General features: G+C 69.5%; 13 protein-coding genes. 4 read left to right on the top strand and 9 right to left on the bottom strand.

Annotated elements, in window-relative coordinates; translation table 11 throughout:
* Window position 1: 1 nt before the first annotated feature.
* On the bottom strand, window positions 2–1,213 hold the full coding sequence (locus tag ACIBGM_RS38815) for a glycosyltransferase (protein WP_396388388.1): 1,212 nt from the start codon (window positions 1,211–1,213) through the stop codon (window positions 2–4).
* Window positions 1,214–1,397: 184 nt separating this feature from the next.
* Here ACIBGM_RS38815 and ACIBGM_RS38820 point away from each other — a divergent pair, with 184 nt between their 5' ends.
* The gene (locus ACIBGM_RS38820; protein ID WP_360536899.1) at window positions 1,398–2,993 is read left to right on the top strand and encodes a right-handed parallel beta-helix repeat-containing protein; all 1,596 of its coding nucleotides are present in this window, start codon (window positions 1,398–1,400) and stop codon (window positions 2,991–2,993) included.
* Between the two features lie 126 nt (window positions 2,994–3,119).
* Complete coding sequence (locus ACIBGM_RS38825) at window positions 3,120–4,694, top strand: right-handed parallel beta-helix repeat-containing protein (protein WP_360536901.1); 1,575 nt, start codon at window positions 3,120–3,122, stop codon at window positions 4,692–4,694.
* Here the strand turns inward: ACIBGM_RS38825 and ACIBGM_RS38830 are convergent.
* From ACIBGM_RS38830 to ACIBGM_RS38855, 6 genes are all read right to left on the bottom strand, one after another.
* Window positions 4,669–6,051: a mannitol dehydrogenase family protein gene (locus ACIBGM_RS38830; protein WP_396388389.1), complete on the bottom strand. Its 1,383-nt coding sequence runs from the start codon at window positions 6,049–6,051 to the stop codon at window positions 4,669–4,671. The two genes, ACIBGM_RS38825 and ACIBGM_RS38830, sit on opposite strands and share 26 nt — an antisense overlap.
* A 13-nt stretch (window positions 6,052–6,064) precedes the next feature.
* Entirely contained in the window at window positions 6,065–6,904 is an 840-nt protein-coding gene (locus ACIBGM_RS38835) for an ABC transporter permease (RefSeq protein ID WP_396388390.1), read from the bottom strand.
* Window positions 6,901–7,785 carry an ABC transporter permease gene (locus ACIBGM_RS38840; protein WP_396388391.1) on the bottom strand — a complete coding sequence of 295 codons (885 nt, stop codon included), beginning with the start codon at window positions 7,783–7,785 and terminating at the stop codon, window positions 6,901–6,903. The genes ACIBGM_RS38835 and ACIBGM_RS38840 overlap by 4 nt, the downstream gene beginning before the upstream one ends.
* A gap of 76 nt (window positions 7,786–7,861) precedes the next feature.
* Window positions 7,862–8,908, bottom strand: a complete 1,047-nt coding sequence (locus ACIBGM_RS38845) for an ABC transporter ATP-binding protein (RefSeq protein ID WP_396388392.1) — start codon at window positions 8,906–8,908, stop codon at window positions 7,862–7,864.
* Window positions 8,905–10,119, bottom strand: a complete 1,215-nt coding sequence (locus ACIBGM_RS38850) for an extracellular solute-binding protein (protein WP_360536911.1) — start codon at window positions 10,117–10,119, stop codon at window positions 8,905–8,907. The genes ACIBGM_RS38845 and ACIBGM_RS38850 overlap by 4 nt, the downstream gene beginning before the upstream one ends.
* A gap of 60 nt (window positions 10,120–10,179) precedes the next feature.
* The gene (locus ACIBGM_RS38855) at window positions 10,180–11,175 is read right to left on the bottom strand and encodes a LacI family DNA-binding transcriptional regulator (RefSeq protein ID WP_396388393.1); all 996 of its coding nucleotides are present in this window, start codon (window positions 11,173–11,175) and stop codon (window positions 10,180–10,182) included.
* Window positions 11,176–11,354: 179 nt separating this feature from the next.
* Between ACIBGM_RS38855 and uxaC the strand changes: the two genes are divergently transcribed.
* On the top strand, window positions 11,355–12,761 hold the full coding sequence (uxaC, locus tag ACIBGM_RS38860; RefSeq protein ID WP_360536915.1) for a glucuronate isomerase: 1,407 nt from the start codon (window positions 11,355–11,357) through the stop codon (window positions 12,759–12,761).
* A 70-nt stretch (window positions 12,762–12,831) separates the two neighbouring features.
* Window positions 12,832–14,358: a right-handed parallel beta-helix repeat-containing protein gene (locus ACIBGM_RS38865; RefSeq protein ID WP_396388395.1), complete on the top strand. Its 1,527-nt coding sequence runs from the start codon at window positions 12,832–12,834 to the stop codon at window positions 14,356–14,358.
* Between the two features lie 137 nt (window positions 14,359–14,495).
* Here ACIBGM_RS38865 and ACIBGM_RS38870 read toward each other — a convergent pair whose 3' ends face one another.
* A complete protein-coding gene (locus tag ACIBGM_RS38870) occupies window positions 14,496–15,776 on the bottom strand; it encodes an O-antigen ligase family protein (protein WP_396388396.1) in 1,281 nt (426 codons plus the stop codon).
* A 2-nt stretch (window positions 15,777–15,778) separates the two neighbouring features.
* Complete coding sequence (locus ACIBGM_RS38875; protein ID WP_360536921.1) at window positions 15,779–17,404, bottom strand: Wzz/FepE/Etk N-terminal domain-containing protein; 1,626 nt, start codon at window positions 17,402–17,404, stop codon at window positions 15,779–15,781.
* Window positions 17,405–17,432: the final 28 nt, after the last annotated feature.

The raw sequence follows: 17,432 nt of genomic DNA on the forward strand, positions 1-17,432 counted from the left end.
ACTACCGTCCCCCACCTGCTCCGCGACGAGTCCGGCCGCTGTCCGCGTGCCGGGCGATCGCATCCGAGTAGATCCTCTCCGTGCCCACGAGATCCCGCTCCGGGGTGAAGCGGTCGAGGTAAACCTGTCGGGCCCGTTCGCCGAAGGCTACCGAAGTGACGGGATCGCCGACCAACCCGATCGCCTTCCGCAGCCCTTCCGGGTCGCCCGGCTCGGTCAGCGCCCCGGTCTCGCCGTCGTCGACCAGCTCCGCCAGCGCCCCCAGCCGGGACGCGACCACCGGTACGCCGTGCGCGAAGGCCTCCACAACCACGAGACCGAACGTCTCATACGAACGGGCCGGTACGACGGCGACGCGCGCGGATCGCAGGAGTTCCATCCCCTCGGCCCACGGTAGTTGACCCTTCACCTGAATCGACGAGTCCCGCGCCGCCCGCGCCTCCGCCTCGGCCCGCAGCGGACCGTCGCCGATCACGACCAGCGTGCCGAGCGAGGAGTCCCACGCCTGCAGGAGATCCGCGAACCCCTTGTCCTCCACCAGCCGGCCGAGGAACACCACGGCCTCCCCCGGCCCCTCGCGCACCAGGCCCGAGTGCGGCACCGCATGCGGTTTCACGACGATCTGGTCCGGGTCGTAGCCGCCGGCCACAAACCGGCCGCGGACGAACTCCGACGGCGCGATCAACGTGGTGACGTACCGCTGCCAGGTGCGGAGCTTGTGGTGAACACCGATGCTGGTGGCCAGCGGCAACGTCTGCACACGGGACTCGCGGTAGCAGCCGTGCCGGACGCCGGACCACGGAATCTTGCCGATGCAGGATTCGCACGGCCGCCCGTCGCGCTGCAGGACCGCGTTGGCGCACATCAGCCGGAAGTTGTGCAGGGTCGCCACCACCGGGAGGTTCAGCCGGTGCGCCGCCCGGAGCACCGAGGCACTGAACAGCGGGAAGGTGTTGTGCACGTGCACGACGTCGGGCCGCTGCTCCTGCAATAGAACTGTTAAATCGCGCTCTGCGGAATATGACCAAACGGAGCGGAACGGTAACAGTGCGCGATCTTTTCGGGCCAACCCAGCGATATCGTCGCTGTTTCGCACGTACAGGTCGACGTCATGTCCTGAGTTACCCAGCAAATCGACCGTTTGCGCGACCACGGTGTTCTCGCCGCTGGGTTGACCCGTCCGGTAACGGTTGTGCAACATGGCGACCCGCATGGCACTACCTTAAGTCTCGCGGTGGCTACACCTGGTTGGTTCCGGACTGACATCGACCAGGGCCGCCTCACCCGGAGGGTGCAATTTGAGGAAGCTGTGGTTCGCAGCGCTTATCGCGGCTGCGCTCACCGTTGTTACAGTCGCGCTCCCGGTCATCGCCAATCAGAAGAACGCGACAGAGGCCGTGAAGTCACGCGCCGCCTCCGACTCGGTGAGCTCCGGCGTCCTCCCCTCACACCGCACCTCGAAGACCCCTACGGCCAAGATCCCGCCGAAGTCGGCCGCCACCGCAGCGCCCTCCAAGAAGCCGGCCGCGACGCCGCCCGCGTCCCCCAAGCCGAAGCCGACCACCACGCCCACAACCACGACGACGAAGGCCCCGGCCGCCGACGAAGGTGACGTCGGCCCGGCCGTCGCGGGCCCGTGCAGCGGTGTCGTGATCAAGCCCGGCCAGAACGCCCAGTCGATCGTGAACTCCAAGCCCGCCGGTACGACGTTCTGCTTCGCGGCCGGCCTGCACCGGATCACCGAGACGATCCGGCCGAAGGCGGACACCACGCTGGCGAGCGCGGCCCGCGCCGTACTGACCGGGTCGGTGCCGCTGACCGGATGGACCAAGTCCGGGGCCGCCTGGGTGGTGCGTGGCGCACTGCCGGCGGCGTACGGGATGAGCGGGCAGTGTGAGGACGACAAGGCGAACATCTGCCACCTGCGCGAGCAGGTCTTCGTCGACGGGACCCACCTGACCCGGGTCGCGAGCCTGGCCGCAGTCAAGGCCGGCACGTTCTACGCCGACTACGCGGCGAACGCGCTCTTCCTGGGCAGCAACCCGGCCGGACACGAGGTCGAGATGTCGAAGACGAAGACCGCGATCGAGTCCGGCGCAACCGGCGTGGTCGTCCGCGGCCTGACCATCGAGCACTTCGCCAGCGCACCGCAGGCCGGCGCGCTGGTCTCCGGCCCGGGCTGGAAGGTGACCGCCAACGACGTCCGCTGGAACCACGCGGTCGGCGTCATGCTGGTGCAGGCGAACAACACCCGGGTCGAGAAGAACCTGATCCGCAACAACGGACAGCTCGGCCTCGGCCAGTACGCCTCGGCCGCGGCGACCGTGACCCGCAACGTGATCACCGGCAACAACACCGACGGGTTCTGGATCGCCGACTGGGAGTCCGGCGGGATCAAGTCGACCAAGTCGTCCGGGACGGTCAGCGGCAACCTGATCAAGCAGAACAAGGGTGTCGGGATGTGGGCCGACGTGGCCGACGACGGCCGGGTGATCAGCGGCAACCAGATCGTCGGGAACGCCGCCGACGGGATCCGCTACGAGATCAGCCGCAACGGCACGATCGAGAACAACACGATCAGCGGCAACGGCTTCGGCACCGGCCGCGGCTCGGGCACGTCGCTGTGGGACGGCGGCGGCGTCAACGTCAACACCTCGACGAACGTGACGGTGCGGAACAACGTTGTCTCCGGCAACGTCAACGGCGTCACCATCCAGTCCCGGACCCGCGGCAGCGGGCCGTGGGGCACCTACCTGCTGCGCGACGTCGAGGTCACCGGGAACACCATCGAGATGACCGGCGGCACCCAGGCCACCGGCATGGTGCAGAACTCCGGCGCCCAGGTCCCGGCCGGCGAGGTGGTTTTCAGCGGCAACAAGTACGTGCTGGACGCGCTCGGCGCGCAGCGGTTCGCCAAGTTCGGCGCCAAGCTGACCGCGGCGGGCTGGAAGCAGGCCGGCCTGGACACGATCGGCAGCTTCCTGGCGAACTGACCGGGGCCCACGGCAACTTTTCTGCCGGAATGTATTGACGTGACTACCTGAAGTAGTAGTCTGCTGTGCGAAGCCGCGCCATGGGGGGTGCGCTCAGGACCCACCTGTGCCCCCGGAGGCTCCGCAATGAAGGCATCAAGCGCCGTTCTCGCGATCGTTGCAGCAGGCACCTTCACGGTCGCCGCCACGGTCCTGCCCGCGAGCAGCTCCCCCATCCTGGACGACGACCAGCCGGACCTGGTCTCCGGCCTCCTCCCGGACGACGAGCCGACGCAACCTGCCCCGCCCACGCCCTCGGCCCTGCCCGCCGGCCCGTCCCAGGCGCCCACCTGCGCCGGTGTCACGATCAAGCCCGGCCAGGACGCGGCCAGGCTCGTCGACGAAGCGCCGAACGGTACGACGTTCTGTTTCGCCGCCGGCCTGCACCGGATCACGCAGACCATCCGCCCGAAGGCCGACCAGGTGCTCGCCAGCGACCAAGGCGCCGTACTGACCGGGTCGGTCCGGCTGACCAGGTGGACCGCGTCGAACGGCGACTGGGTGACCACTGGTGTGCTCCCGCCCGCGTACGGGCAGACCGGGCAGTGCGAGGACAACGTGGCGAACATCTGCTACCTGCGTGAGCAGGTCTTCCTGGACGGCAAGCACCTGACCCGGGTGGCCGTTCGGGACAAGGTTGCCCCGGGCACCTTCTACGCCGACTACGCGGCGAACGCGGTGTACGTGGGCGACAACCCGGCCGGGCGTCAGGTGGAGATGTCGAGGACCGAGCGGGCGATCCAGTCCAGCGCGGGCACCGTGACCGTGCGCGGCCTGACCATCGAGCACTTCGCCACGCCCCCGCAGGGAGGTGCGATCCAGCTCGGGCTGGGCTGGAAGGTGTACGCCAACGACATCCGCTGGAACCACGCGGTCGGCGCGATGCTGGTGAACGCCGACGGCGCCGTACTGGAGAAGAACCTGATCCACCACAACGGCCAGCTCGGCATCGGGCAGTACAGCACGCTGCGCGGCACGATCGCGAACAACGAGGTGAGCTACAACAACACCGACGGGTTCTGGATCGCCGACTGGGAGTCCGGCGGGATCAAGACCACCTGGTCCAACGGCGGCTGGGTGACCGGCAACCTGATCAAGGCGAACCGCGGAGTCGGCCTGTGGAGTGACGCGTACGACGACGGCCGCACGTTCAACGGGAACCAGATCGTCGACAACGCGGCCGACGGGATCCGCTACGAGATCGGCCGCAACGGCGTGATCGAGGACAACGTGATCACCGGCAACGGCCTCGGCACCGGGCGCGGGTCCGGCACCTCGCTGTGGGACGGCGGCGGCATCAACGTCAACACCTCCTCGAACGTCCAGGTCCGCGACAACGTGGTCGCGAACAACGTGAACGGCATCTCGATCCAGTCCCGTACTCGCGGCTCCGGCCCGTGGGGGCTGAACGTGCTCCGCGACATCGTTGTCTCCGGCAACCAGGTGACCATGAAGGGCGGCACCACCGCGACCGGCATGGTGCAGAACTCCGGCGCGGTGATCCCGACCGGCGAGGTCACGCTGAAGGCCAACACCTACATCCTGGACAGCCTGACCGCCGAGCGGTTCCAGAAGACCGGCCAGTGGTTCACGGCGGCCGAGTGGCGGCAGACCGGCCAGGACGCAGGCAGCACCTTCAGGGTCGGGAAAGTAGTGCGCTGACGTGCTCGACCAGCAGGTCCCGGAAGACCGGTGAGTCGCGCAGCTCCGGCGTGAACACGGACTCCACGCCCAGCAACGCGTCGACCACGGCGGCCGGCTCGGACTTGCCTGCCAACGCCGCCTTCAGCCGGTCGGCCTGCGGGTCGTCCACGGTCGGGGTCTTCAGGACGTAGACCATCCAGGCTGCGACGGCGAGCGAGATCACCCGTGGCTCGGCGCCGGCGGCCAGGCGGTCGCGGACCGTGCCGAGCATCCGGACCGGCAGCTTGACCGACCCGTCCATGGCGACCTGCGTCGTCCGGTGCTTCAGCGTCGGATTCGCGAACCGCTCGAGGACGGTGGCGCCGTACGACGTCAGGTCCAGGCCGTCGGGCGGCGTCAGGGTCGGTACGACGTCCTCGGTCATCAGCGCCCGTGCGAAGCCGGAGAGCTCGTCGTCGCGGACCGCCTCGGCAATCGTCTCGTAGCCGCGGAGGGCGCCGAGGTAGGCGAGCATCGAGTGGGTCGCGTTGAGCATCCGGAGCTTGGCCTGCTCCCACGGCGCGACGTCCTGGGTGAGGACCGCTCCCCCGAGCTCCCAGGCCGGGCGGTCGCCGGCGAAGTCGTCCTCGATCACCCACTGCAGGAACGGCTCCGCGACCACGACGGCCTCGTCGCGGACGCCGAGCAGCCGGGCGGCCTCGTCCCGGTCCGCGTCGGTCGTCGCCGGCACGATCCGGTCCACCATGCTGGCCGGGAACCGGGTCGCCTCGAACAACTCCGGTACCTTGCCGAGCGCCTCGAAGTACTCCTGCACGAGCTTGCGCAGGAACGGGCCGTTGGCGACCAGGTTGTCGCAGGACACGATCGTCAGCGGCTCGACCCGGCGGGCGATCCCGGCGGCCAACTGGCCGACGACTGTCCGCGGCGGCCGGCCGGTCAGGTCGGCCTGGATCTCCGGATCGTTCAGGTCGAGCCCGGACCCGGCGGCCCGGTAGCCCTTCTCGGTGACCGTCAGCGTCACCACGGACACCGCCGGATCCGCGATCCGCGCGACCACGGCCTCCGGGTCCTCGGGCGCGGTCAGCACCTCGCGGATGCTGCCGATCACCTGGACCGACGGATCACCGAGACCGCGCTCGAGGACGGCGTACAGACCGTCCTGGGGTGCGAGCTGGTCGCGGACGTTCGCCGAGCGCTGGCTCACCCCGGCGATCCCCCACCGGGTGTCCCCACTGGCCACGGCGGCCCGCTCGGTGACCACCGCCTGGTGCGCGCGGTGGAACGCGCCCAGCCCGAGGTGGACGACGCCGACCGACAGTTGCCGCGGATCGACCGCGGGGGCGACGGGAAGGTTGGTGAGACTCAGCCTGCTCAAGCGACGTACTCCTTCATTCCGATGGTTCTTCCTTCACACGGGCCACCAACTGGGTGGGGTTCACGAAGCGCAGTGCCACCACCAGCAGTACCAGCATCATCGCCGTGTACATGACGGCCATCGCGTCGACCGACTGCTGGGCACGGATCCCGGCCGCCGACATCGAGTAGTAGAGCGCCACCACCAGGGTCTGCGAGTCCGGCCCGGCGGTCAGGAAGGTCAGCTCGAACATGCCGACCGTCCGCACCAGCACCAGGATCGCCGACGCCAGCAGGCCCGGGACGAGCAGTGGCGCGAGGATCTTCAGGAAGATCGCCCGGGTGTTCGCGCCGAGCATCCGGGCCGCGCTCTCGATCCGCGGGTCCACCTGCTCGATGAACGGCGTCATCGTCAGGATCACGAACGGCACCGACGGCACCAGGTTGGCCAGCACCACGCCGGACAGGTGCCCGGCGAACCCGAACTTGTAGAGCACCGTCGCCAGCGGGATGCCGTAGGTGATCGGCGGCATCAGGATCGGCAGCAGGAAGGTCAGATACACCAGCCGCTTCCCCGGGAAGCTCTGCCGGGCCAGCACGTACGCCGCGGGCGCTCCGACGAGAACCGACAGTACGACGACCAGCCCCGACGCCAGCAGGGTCACCGAGATGACCTGCAACAGGCCGAACTCGCGCCACGCGTCGCCGTACCACTGGCTGGTGAAACCGTCCGGGATCCAGGTGTCGAACCAGCGCCTGCCGAACGAGCTGACCAGCACCGACCCGACCACGCCGGCCAGGTTGACGAAGAAGAAGATGACCGCGGCCCAGATGAACCACGCGGTCGGTGTCGCCCTGATCGCCCGGGTGCTCATCCCTTGCCTCCCGTCGATCCGGTGTAGAGCCGCGACCGCCAGAGCAGCACGATCACCACGACCACGAGCTCGACCGCGCCCATGATCATCGCGATCGCCGACGCGTAGGCGTAGTCGTACTGCTCGTACGCTGCCTGGTACGCGGCCAGCGAGATCACCCGGGTCGAGCCGGCCGGGTTACCGACCAGCACCGCCGACGGGAAGACCGAGAACGCGAGCACGAAGGTCAGCAGGAACGTCGTGGCCAGCCCCGGCGCCAGCAGCGGCAGCGTGATCCGCCGGAACCGCTGCGACCGGGACGCGCCGAGGGTCGCGGCCGCCCGCTCCAGGGTCGGGTCGATCCCGCTCAGGTACGACAGCACCAGCAGGAACGCGAACGGGAACCCGGTGATGATCAGCGAGAAGAACACACCCCAGTAGTTGTTCGTCAGCCGGATCGGGTCGTCGACGAGGTGCAACGACGTCAGCACCCGGTTGAACCAGCCCGTCGGGCCGAGGTAGTTCAGCAACCCCTGCGCCGTCAGCACGGTCCCGAGCGTGATCGGTACGACGAGCAGCGTCGTGAGCAGCCGCTTCCCGCGGAACCTCCCCCGCATCCGGAACGCGATCGGCACGGCGGCCAGCACGTTCAGCAAGGCCGCGGGCAGCGCGATCTTCAGCGTGGTCATGATGGTGTCGCGCTGGTAGGCGTCGCCGAAGAACTTCTGGTAGTTGGCGAGCACGCCGCCGCCGTTCAGCGGCTGGAACGACAGGCTCAGCCCGTAGAGGAACGGGTACACGAACAGCAGCAGCACGAAGATCGTGGCCGGCAGCAACAACCAGAGCTTGCGGTCGACGCCGCGCTCGGCCAGCCGGTGCTGCCAGCTCGTGGTCGCGCTCATGCCTCTACCTCGCTAGCGCTCGGCTCCGGCATGAGCGCGATTGCGGCTGTGCCCTTTGTTCGCTCGCTACGCTCGCTCATGATGGGTAGACCAGGAGTCGGCCGGGTGTGACGGTGAGGGCCACCTGTTCACCCGTGTCGACCTTGCGTTCGGTGCGGACGTGCAGCCGGACGCCGTCGTCCAGCACCACCTCCAAGGCACGCTCACGGCCTTGGTACTCGACCACTTCGACGAGTCCTTTCACGCCTTCGTCGCCGAGCTTCACGTCTTCCGGTCGCACGGCCGCGATCACCTCGTCCCCGGCTGCGACCGTCGCCTGGGCCGCGCCGGTGACCGGTGTGCCGCCGAGCTCGATCGCAGCGCCGGCGCCGGTCACGTCCTTGACCTTCACGGTCAGCAGGTTGCGGTAGCCCATGAAGTCGGCGACGTGCCAGCTGGACGGCTTGGTGTGGACCTCCTCGGGGGTGCCGATCTGCTTCACCCGGCCGGCGCGCATGACGACCAGGCGGTCGGCCATGCTGAGCGCCTCCTCCTGGTCGTGCGTGACGTACACCGTGGTCAGGCCGAGCGACTGGTGCAGGCGGCGGATCTCGGTGCGCATCTCCAGCCGCAGCTTGGCGTCCAGGTTGCTGAGCGGCTCGTCCATCAGCACCAGCGACGGCTCGAGCACGGTCGCCCGGGCGATCGCGACCCGCTGCTGCTGACCGCCGGACAACTGGCCGGGCAGCTTCGAGGCGTGCTCCTCGAGCCGGACCATCTCGATCGCCGCGGCCGTGCGGCGCCGTACGGCGTCCTTGGGCAGGCGCTGCATCCGCAGGCCGAACGCGATGTTGTCGCGGACGGTCAGGTGCGGGAAGAGCGCGTAGTTCTGGAAGACCATGCCGAAGCCGCGCTTCTCCGGCGGCAGCGTGTCGATCCGCTTCTCGTCCTGCCAGATGCTGCCGGTGGTGAGCGGCAGCAGGCCGGCCAGGCAGTTCAGCGCGGTCGACTTGCCGCAGCCGGACGGACCGAGCAGGGCGATGAACTCGCCCCGCTCGATCGTCAGATCCAGTCCGGCGAGGGCATCCGCCGTACCGAACCGGCGGCCGACCCCGTCCAGCCGCAGCCGGTCGAATCCACTCACGACTTCTTCACCTTGCTGCCGCCGACCTCGCGGTCCCACTTGTCGAAGGCCGCGACCAGGCTCTTGGCGTCCAGCGGCACCTCGGTCGGGTGGTCGGCGATGAGCTTGTCGTACTCCGGCCGGCCGAACTCGGAGATCGCGTCCTGGCTGTCCTGCGGCGCCTGCGACAGCTCGACACCCTTGATCGCCGGACCGGGGTAGAAGTAGCCCTTGTCGTAGGCCTTCGCCTGCTGCTCCGGGGTGAGCATGAAGTTCAGCAGCTGCAGGATCGCGGCCTGCTTGTCGGTCGAGACACCCTTCGGTACGACGGCGTAGTGCGCGTCGGTGACCCAGTGGAAACCTTCCAGGGTGCCGATCGCGGCTTCCTTCGGCACGGTCCCGAGCACTCGCGGGTTGATGTCCCAGCCCGTCGTACTGGCGATGATGTTGGCCGAGCCGTTGGCCAGTGCCTTCATCGTGTCCGCGGTGCCGGACGGGTAGAAGTCGACGTACTGGTTGAGCTCCTTGAGGTAGGCCCAGGTCTTGTCCCAGCCGTTGACCGGGTCCTTCGGGTCCTTGTCGCCGAGGATGTACGGCAAGCCCATCAGGAACGTGCGGCCGGGACCGGAGTTGGACGGGCGCGCATACATGACCTTGCCCTTGTTGGCCTTCGCGTAGGCGAGCAGGTCCGCGGCGGTCTTCGGCGGCGACGGGACCTTGGCCGGCAGGTACTCCAGCAGCGGGCCGGACGGGTAGTAGGTGACGGTGACGCCGCTGTTGCCGGCCAGCTCCTGCATCTTCTGCGCGGGCGGGAGGTAGTCCTTCATGCCGGCGACGCGGTCGGCGTACTTGGGCAGCAGGTCCGTCCACAGGCCCTGGTCGCGACCTGCGGCCAGGCCGTCGACGCCGGTCAGGACGAGGTCGATGTCGACGCGGTTCGCGTTCTGCTGGGCCTTGATCTTGCCGGCCAGCTCCGGCGCGGGCGCCTTGGAGTAGGTGACCTTCGAGATCACGTCGGAGTGCTGCTGGACGAAGTCGTCGATCATGCCCTGGGTCAGCTGCAGGTTGCCGGCCACGTCGAGGATGTTCAGCGTCACCGCCTTCGCCGGCTTGTCCGGGACGTCGCCGGTGCTCTCGCCGGCCGGCTGGTTGGTGGTAGGTGCGCCGCAGGCGGCCAGTACGGCGATGGCGCTGACGGCGGCGAGTTTGCTCATCCTCCGCTGAATGGGCATCGGCGGTGTCTCCTCTGGATCAAGGGCGGTCCCGGCACGGGGCCGGGATTGATCGTCGGATCAGGCGTGTGGTGCTGGACCGGTGGACTCCCGGACGATGAGCTCGCCGTGCAGCGTCCCGCGGGTGCCGACGGCGCTGTCGGGGTCCGGGTCGTCGAGGACCGCGAGCAGCAGCTCGACCGCGATCCGGCCGGCCTCCTGCTTCGGCAGCCGGACCGTGGTCAGGGACGGCCTGGCCATCCGGGACATGGCGATGTCGTCGATGCCGACCACGCTGAGGTCGCCGGGCACCGAGATCCCACGGGCGTGCAACCGGGCCAGCAGCCCGATCGCGACCAGGTCGTTGTAGGCGACCACCGCGGTGGCGCCGGTGGCGACGGCCTGGTCGGCCGCCGCGATGCCGCCCTCGTACGTCGGGGCGAAGCTGCCGACCCTGGCCAGCTCGGCGCCGTGGGCGTAGAGGGCGTTGCTCAGGCCGATGCTGCGGTGCTGCGTCGACCACGAGGTGACCGGTCCGCCGACCCAGGCGATCCGGCGGTGGCCGAGCGCAACCAGGTGCGCGACGGCCTGCTGCATGCCGCCCTCGTTGTCGTAAATGACACCGGGCACACCCTCGGCCGTGCGGTTGACCAGTACGACGTTCGTCTCCTGGGCGATCGCGGACAGGTCGGCATCACCCGCACGGGGTGAGCACAGGATCAGCCCGTCGACCTGCTTGGCCAGCGCCCGGACCAGACCGACCTCGGCCGCTGCGTCCTCGTCGGTGTCCGCGACGAAGACGGCCACGTCGTACCGCCGGGCGCGGGCCTGGACGCCCTTGGCGACGCTGGCGAAGAACGGGTTGGCAAGATCCGGCACGACCAGGCCGATGTTGCCGGTCCGGCCGGTGATCAGCCCACGGGCGGCCCGGTTCGGCTGGTAGCCGAGCTGCTCAACCGCGGCCGTGACCCGGGCCCGGGTGGCGGCGTTGACCATCTCCGGCATCGACAGCGCACGGGACACGGTGGACGGCGACACACCCGCCAGCCGCGCGACGTCACGGATCGTCGCAGGCATGGTCACCTCCTCCCGGGGTCAGGCCTGAGTCTGCAATCGGTTTCAGCAGCATGTCAAGGTTTCGTTGACGGACTTTTGCAGCGCTTCGGATTCGCCTTGTGGACAAGGACTTGTGTCAGGTCGGTGGCGACTGCAATCCTTTGCAGCATCCGTTGCAGCCGACCCCTCCCGGAGGACCCATGCCGAAGGCACTGCAGCCTCATCCGGACCGCGCACTGCCCGCCGGCGAGGCACGTGACATCGCCCGGCGGATCCACGCGTCGACGAAGGACCTGCCGCTGCTCTGCCTGCACGGGCACGTCGACATCTCGCTGTTCGCCACCGACGCGCCGTTCGGCAACCCGGCCGAGCTCCTGGTCGTCCCGGACCACTACGTCACCCGGATGCTGATCTCGCAGGGCATCTCCCCCGAGCGGCTCGGCCTGCCCCGCCGCGACGGCGCCCCGGCCGCGGACCCGCGGGAGATCTGGCGCGAGTTCTGCGCGAACTGGCACCTCTTCCTGGCCACCCCGAGCCGGTACTGGCTGGAGCACGAGTTCGCCGAGGTCCTCGGCGTCACCACGCACCCGTCGGCCGAGACCGCCGACGAGCTGTACGACCAGATCTCCGCGCGGCTCGCCGAGCCCGACTTCCGGCCGCGGGCGCTGCTCGACCGGTTCGCGATCGAGCTGATCTCCACGACCGACGCCGCCACCGACGACCTGGCCGAGCACGCGAAGCTCGCTGCGGACCTGCCCGGCCGGGTGATCCCGACCTTCCGGCCGGATGCCGTCGTACACCTGGACCGGCCGGACTGGCGTGACCTGATCGAGCAGCTCGGCGCGCTGGCCGACGTCGACACCTCGACGTACGGGGGTTATCTGCAGGCGATCCGTCAGCGTCGGCAGGCGTTCGTGGAGGCGGGTGCGCGGGCGACCGACCACGGGCACCTGAGCGCGGCCGCGATTCCGCTGTCGGACGACGAGGCGTCGCGGATCTACGCTGCCGCGTTGAAGGGTGAGGTCTCGGCGGTGGACGCGAGTGCGTTCGCCGGGCACATGCTGTACCAGTCGGCGGTGATGTCGGCCGAGGACGGGCTGGTGATGCAGCTGCACCCGGGCGTGCTGCGGGACCACGATCCGGCGATCCACTCGACGTACGGCCCGGACAAGGGGCACGACATCCCGGTGGCGGCCGAGTTCACCCGGTCGTTGCAGCCGCTGCTCGAGCGGTTCGGGCACTCGCCGAACTTCGGGATGGTGCTGTTCACGGTCGACGAGACGGTGTACTCGCGGGAGCTGGCGCCGCTGGCCGGTGTGTACTCCGCGGTGCGGCTCGGGGCGCCGTGGTGGTTCCTCGACAGCCCGGACGGGATGCGGCGGTTCCGCGAGCTCGTCACCGAGACCGCCGGGTTCTACAACACGTCCGGCTTCGTCGACGACACGCGGGCCTTCCTGTCGATCCCCGCGCGGCACGACCTCGCGCGCCGCATCGACGCCGGGTACCTGGCCAACCTGGTCGTCCAGCACCGCTTGGATGAGGACGACGCCTTCCGGGTCGCCCAGGACCTCGCCTACAACCTCGCGCGAGACACCTACCTCGGCTGACGTGCGTCGCCCCTCCTGCCGGTAGTCTCCAGCAGATCTGTTGGCCGGGGGCAGCTGTGAAGGAACGTGGATGAGGCGTCGTGCTGTCACGGCCGGTGGTGCCGTGCTGCTGTTGTTGCTGGCCGGCTGCTCGGACGACTCGGGCGCACCATCGCCGACGACCTCAGCCGCGACGCCGACCGTGACAGTGCCGACCGCTCCCCCGGCTGCGGCCGCCGCGGCGCTCGGTCCGACCGGCCCTGGTACGGCGATGCCCTGCCGGGGTACTGCGATTCCGGTCGGAGCCGATCCGCAGCAGGTCATCGACGGGCAGCCTTCCGGGACGACGTTCTGCTTCGCCAAGGGCGTGCATCGGATCAGCCGGGCGATCCGGCCGCGGACCGGCGACACGTTGGGTGGCGGCGCTGGCGTCGTACTAACCGGATCTGTGCAGCTGGACGGGTGGAAGCGGGACGGCGACCGGTGGGTGGTGCGTGGGGTGCTGCCGGCGCCGTACGAGCTCAAAGGACAGTGCGAGGACGACAAGACCAAGCCGTGCCAGCGCGGTGAGCAGGTGTTTGTCGACGGCAAGCACCTGACCCGGGTGATGAGTCTGGACGAGCTGAAGCCGGGAACGTTCTACGGCGACTACTCGAGCAACGCCGTGTACGTCGCCGAGGATCCGGACGGCCGGGTGGTCGAGATGTCTCGGACGCCGACCGCGATCGAGAAGTCGGCGAGGAACGTGACGGTCAGCGGGCTGACCATCGAGCACTTCGCCAGCCGGCCGCAAGGTGGCGCGCTGCAGGTCGGCCCGGGCTGGAAGGTCACCGCGAACGAGGTCCGCTGGAACCACGCGGTCGGGATCATGGTGATCGAGGGCGACCGGGCCGAGCTGAGCGGGAACACGGTCGCCGACAACGGCCAGCTCGGGATCGGGCAGTACAAGTCGGCCGGGGTCCGGATCACCAGGAACCTGGTCACCCGGAACAACACCGACGGGTTCTGGATCGCCGACTGGGAGTCCGGCGGGATCAAGTCCACCCGGTCCTCGGGTGATGTGTCCGGGAACGACATCGTGGCCAACCGCGGCATCGGGATGTGGAGCGACATCGCCGAGTACGACCGGCGGATCACCGGCAACCGGATCCGGGCCAACGCCGCGGACGGGATCCGGTACGAGATCAGCTACCAGGCGGTGATCGACCAGAACGTGGTCGAGGGCAACGGCTTCGGCACCGGCCGCGGGTCCGGCGGGAGCCTGTGGGACGGCGGCGGGATCAACGTGAACACCTCGGCCGGCGTGCAGGTCAGCGGCAACCTGGTGAAGAGCAACCGCAACGGCATCTCGATCCAGTCCCGCACCCGCGGCGACGGCCCGCGCGGCACCTACGTCCTGGCCGACGTCGTCATCGAAGGCAACCTGGTCGTGATGGACAACGCCACCGCCAGCACCGGCGTCGTCGAGAACAAGCGCTCCCCCACCAAACCCGGCGCCGTCACTTTCCGCCGCAACAGCTACCAGCTCACCGGCAACCGCTTCGCCTACCAAGGCAAAACCATGACCTGGCCCGAATGGCAAGAAGCCGGCTTCGACCAGGACTCCGTCACCACCTGACCAGACCGGCTACGCTGCGGCTCGAACAGCCTGTGCGAGCGGGTCCCGCCGACGCTGACGGGTAAGTGGACAGCCGAGGACGTGACCGCCGCCAAGCCGATTCCCGTGGTGATGCTGGCTCGGGCGATCGAGCCTGCTTATCGCTGAGCGGCGGCCGCCTGTCTGGCTCGGTGGCGGATTCGGTCGGCGTCGCAGACGGCGGCGGCGACCAGGAGGTGGAGGGTCATCGAGCTGAGGTCGGACAGGCCGCTTTCGTTGAGGGAGGCGGCGGTGATGTAGCCGAGCAGAAGGGCGCCGCAGGCTTTCACGTACGGCGTGGGCGCGCGCAGGACCGCCACCCAGGCGACGATCAGCGCGATGGCGACGATCGTGACCGCGGCCAGGCCGGTCTCCCAGTAGAGGCCGAGCCAGCTGTTGTCGATCGCCATCACGTCGATGTCGCCCTCACCGCGCCGCAGCAGCACCCGCTTGTTGCCGAGGCCGTGACCGATGATCGCCGTCTGCAGCGACACCTTCTCGTCCAGCACTGCCTGCCAGCTGGTGGTCCGGCCACTGAGTGAGCTGATCTGCCGCGTCCCCTGCCCGCGCAGCAGCCAGGTATGCAGTGACCCGATCGTCAGGAACGCGATCCCGACCAGCGCCGGCACCGCGAGGCTCACGAACCGACCGAACCACGTCTTTCTTGTCAGGATCAGCGCGAGCACAAGCCCGAACGCGATCGCCGCCGCCGAGGTCCGGGTCCGGCTCGCCGCGACCAGGACGACGCCCATCCCGATCAGTCCGGCGGCCGGCACGAACGAGAGCTTCTTGCAGATGAACCCGATCAGCGCGAGCCCGAGCAGGATCGCCCCGACCTCGCCGACCCGCGGCGGCAGCATCGGGATGATGACACCCTGCAGGCGGTACCCGGTCCCGAGCGAGCTCAACGGCCGCCAGGCCTGGCTCGGTGCGTACGCCAGACTCAGCACGACCGTTGACGCAAGCAACAGGTGCGCCCACAGATGGGCCCGGATCAACCGCTCCGGGACCTGCACGAGCGGCCGCCACAGCAGGAAGACCAGCACCAGCCCGATCAGGAACCGGGCCAGCCGCATCAACGGCCCGGTCGGCTCGGCCAGCAGGAACGCGGTCGCGGTCGCGAACATCACGTACAGCACGTACAGACTGCTGGTCGGATTGACCCGCGTCCGGAACCCCGGCTTGGTCGCCGCCAGCGCGATCAGGAAGATCGCTCCCAGCAGCAGCCCCTTCATCAGGCTGTTCGTCGAGCCGGTCGTGCCCTGCGGAGCGGCCACTCGCGACGACCACGGCTGGACGCCGAGCACGAACAGGCACCACAGCATCAGCCAGAACCAGGCCGGCTTCTGGACCTCGTCAACGGTCCCCGGCACCGGCCGAGCCAGCTGGTACGTCGACACGGTCAGCGGATCGGTGGAGCGGCCGACTCGACCGGCTTGAAGTTCAGCGGGATACCCAGCGTCTCGTCATGCGCCGAGGCGCCGATCAGTACGACGCCCAGCACCGGAGCCCCAGCGAACTGCAGAGCGCCGGTCAGCCGGGCGACATCCATCTCCTTGTCATGACCGACCTGCACCACCAGCACCGACGCGTCGACCGCGGCGGCCAGCGGCGTGATGCCGTGCCGTCCGACCGCGGCCGGACCGTGGATGACCACGGAGTACCCGGGCGGTAGGTCCGCGACGATGCCCGGCACCAGCGACGGCCCGACAGCCTCGGCCGTCTCCTCGTGGTTCAGGCCCGGCGGCAGCACGTAGAGGTCGGCGACCGTGCCCGGACGGAACAGTTTCCGCGCCCGGATCGCGCGGGTCGCGGCCGGCTCGTGCACCAGGTCGGTGAGCCCCTCGTGCCCGGTCACGTGCGGGAGAACCGGCGTACCTTCGACGTCGGCCAGGATCAGCAGGGTTTCGCGACCGTCCCGCGCGTTCGCCTCGGCCATCGCGAGCGCGATCCCGGCCGAGTTCGGCGTCGGTGAGGCGGAGACGACAAGCAGCGCACCGGGACCGCCGCCGGCAAAGGCGCGCGGGTTCAGCTCGCGGCGGGCGAGCGCGCCGCTCGCCTCGGCCCCGAGCGCGGTGATCTCGTACTGCGGTAGCTCGGGAGCTTCCCGGTGCCACAACCGGCGCCGGTTGCCCTCGGACGCCGCGATCACCGGCGAGCTCGCCGCGCGGGCCGCTTGGTCACGAGTCAGGATGTACGGCGTCAGGTGCGACCGCAGCAGCGCCAGGCCGAAGCCGAGCACCAGGCCGAGAATGCCGCCGACCAACACGTCCCGCGCAACCATCGGCGACGCGGTCGCGGTGTCCGTGGTGGCCGGAGTGACCAGCTCGCTGCCGGCGCCGACTGCGGTCAGCGCCTTGAGCATCGCGGCCGCGTCGTCGGCCGCCTGGCGGGCCTCGGTCGCCAGCCCGACGCGCTGGTCGCGGAGCGCGGCCGCGGTCTGCGAGTCGCCTCGCTGGACGGCTTCGTCGATCTGGCTGACCAGGCTCCGGGACTGCTGGGTGGCGGTCTTCGATCGGTCCTGCGCCTGGCTGGCCAGCGTGGTCAGCAGGGACTTGGCCTCGTCGTTGCGCTGCTTGAGGTAGATGGCCGCGATGGCGTTGGCGCGCCGTACCGCCTCGGAGGAGGTCGGGCCGTCCGTGGTGACGAGGTACGCGTTGTCGGTGACCGCCTTGACCCGGGTGACCGCGGCCAGGTCCTGGACGGTCCGGTCGGTGGTCGGCAGCCCGAGCGACTTGGCGACGCTGCGCAGCAGGGTCGGGCTGGCCATCACCCGGGCCTGGGTCTCGGCCGGCAGGTCCATGCCGAGCGGGCCGGTCTTGTCCGCGCTGCTGGGCAGCTTCCCGACCAAGGCGGGCGGTACGGCGGGGCCGATGACCAACTGGCTGGACGCGGTCCAGCGCTCGGTCTGGGACAACGCGAACACCGAGGCGCCGACGAGTCCGAGCAGGATGCAGCCGATGATCAGCCACTTCTGCCGCAGCAGTGACTGCGCGGTCTCCCGCCAGACCACGGTGCCCGGTTCCATCCGTACCCCATTCCCTTCGAGCCAGCGA

It is taken from the genome of Kribbella sp. NPDC050470, from assembly GCF_044458365.1.
GTDB lineage: Bacteria > Actinomycetota > Actinomycetes > Propionibacteriales > Kribbellaceae > Kribbella.

Excerpts from the sequence above, each read along its gene's own strand:
- ACIBGM_RS38815 (WP_396388388.1), bottom strand. The coding sequence starts at position 1,213 with ATGCGGGTCGCCATGTTGCACAACCGTTACCGGACGGGTCAACCCAGC.
- ACIBGM_RS38825 (WP_360536901.1), top strand. The coding sequence starts at position 3,120 with ATGAAGGCATCAAGCGCCGTTCTCGCGATCGTTGCAGCAGGCACCTTC.
- ACIBGM_RS38835 (WP_396388390.1), bottom strand. The coding sequence starts at position 6,904 with ATGAGCACCCGGGCGATCAGGGCGACACCGACCGCGTGGTTCATCTGG.
- ACIBGM_RS38840 (WP_396388391.1), bottom strand. The coding sequence starts at position 7,785 with ATGAGCGCGACCACGAGCTGGCAGCACCGGCTGGCCGAGCGCGGCGTC.
- ACIBGM_RS38850 (WP_360536911.1), bottom strand. The coding sequence starts at position 10,119 with ATGCCCATTCAGCGGAGGATGAGCAAACTCGCCGCCGTCAGCGCCATC.
- ACIBGM_RS38855 (WP_396388393.1), bottom strand. The coding sequence starts at position 11,175 with ATGCCTGCGACGATCCGTGACGTCGCGCGGCTGGCGGGTGTGTCGCCG.
- uxaC (WP_360536915.1), top strand. The coding sequence starts at position 11,355 with ATGCCGAAGGCACTGCAGCCTCATCCGGACCGCGCACTGCCCGCCGGC.
- ACIBGM_RS38865 (WP_396388395.1), top strand. The coding sequence starts at position 12,832 with ATGAGGCGTCGTGCTGTCACGGCCGGTGGTGCCGTGCTGCTGTTGTTG.
- ACIBGM_RS38875 (WP_360536921.1), bottom strand. The coding sequence starts at position 17,404 with ATGGAACCGGGCACCGTGGTCTGGCGGGAGACCGCGCAGTCACTGCTG.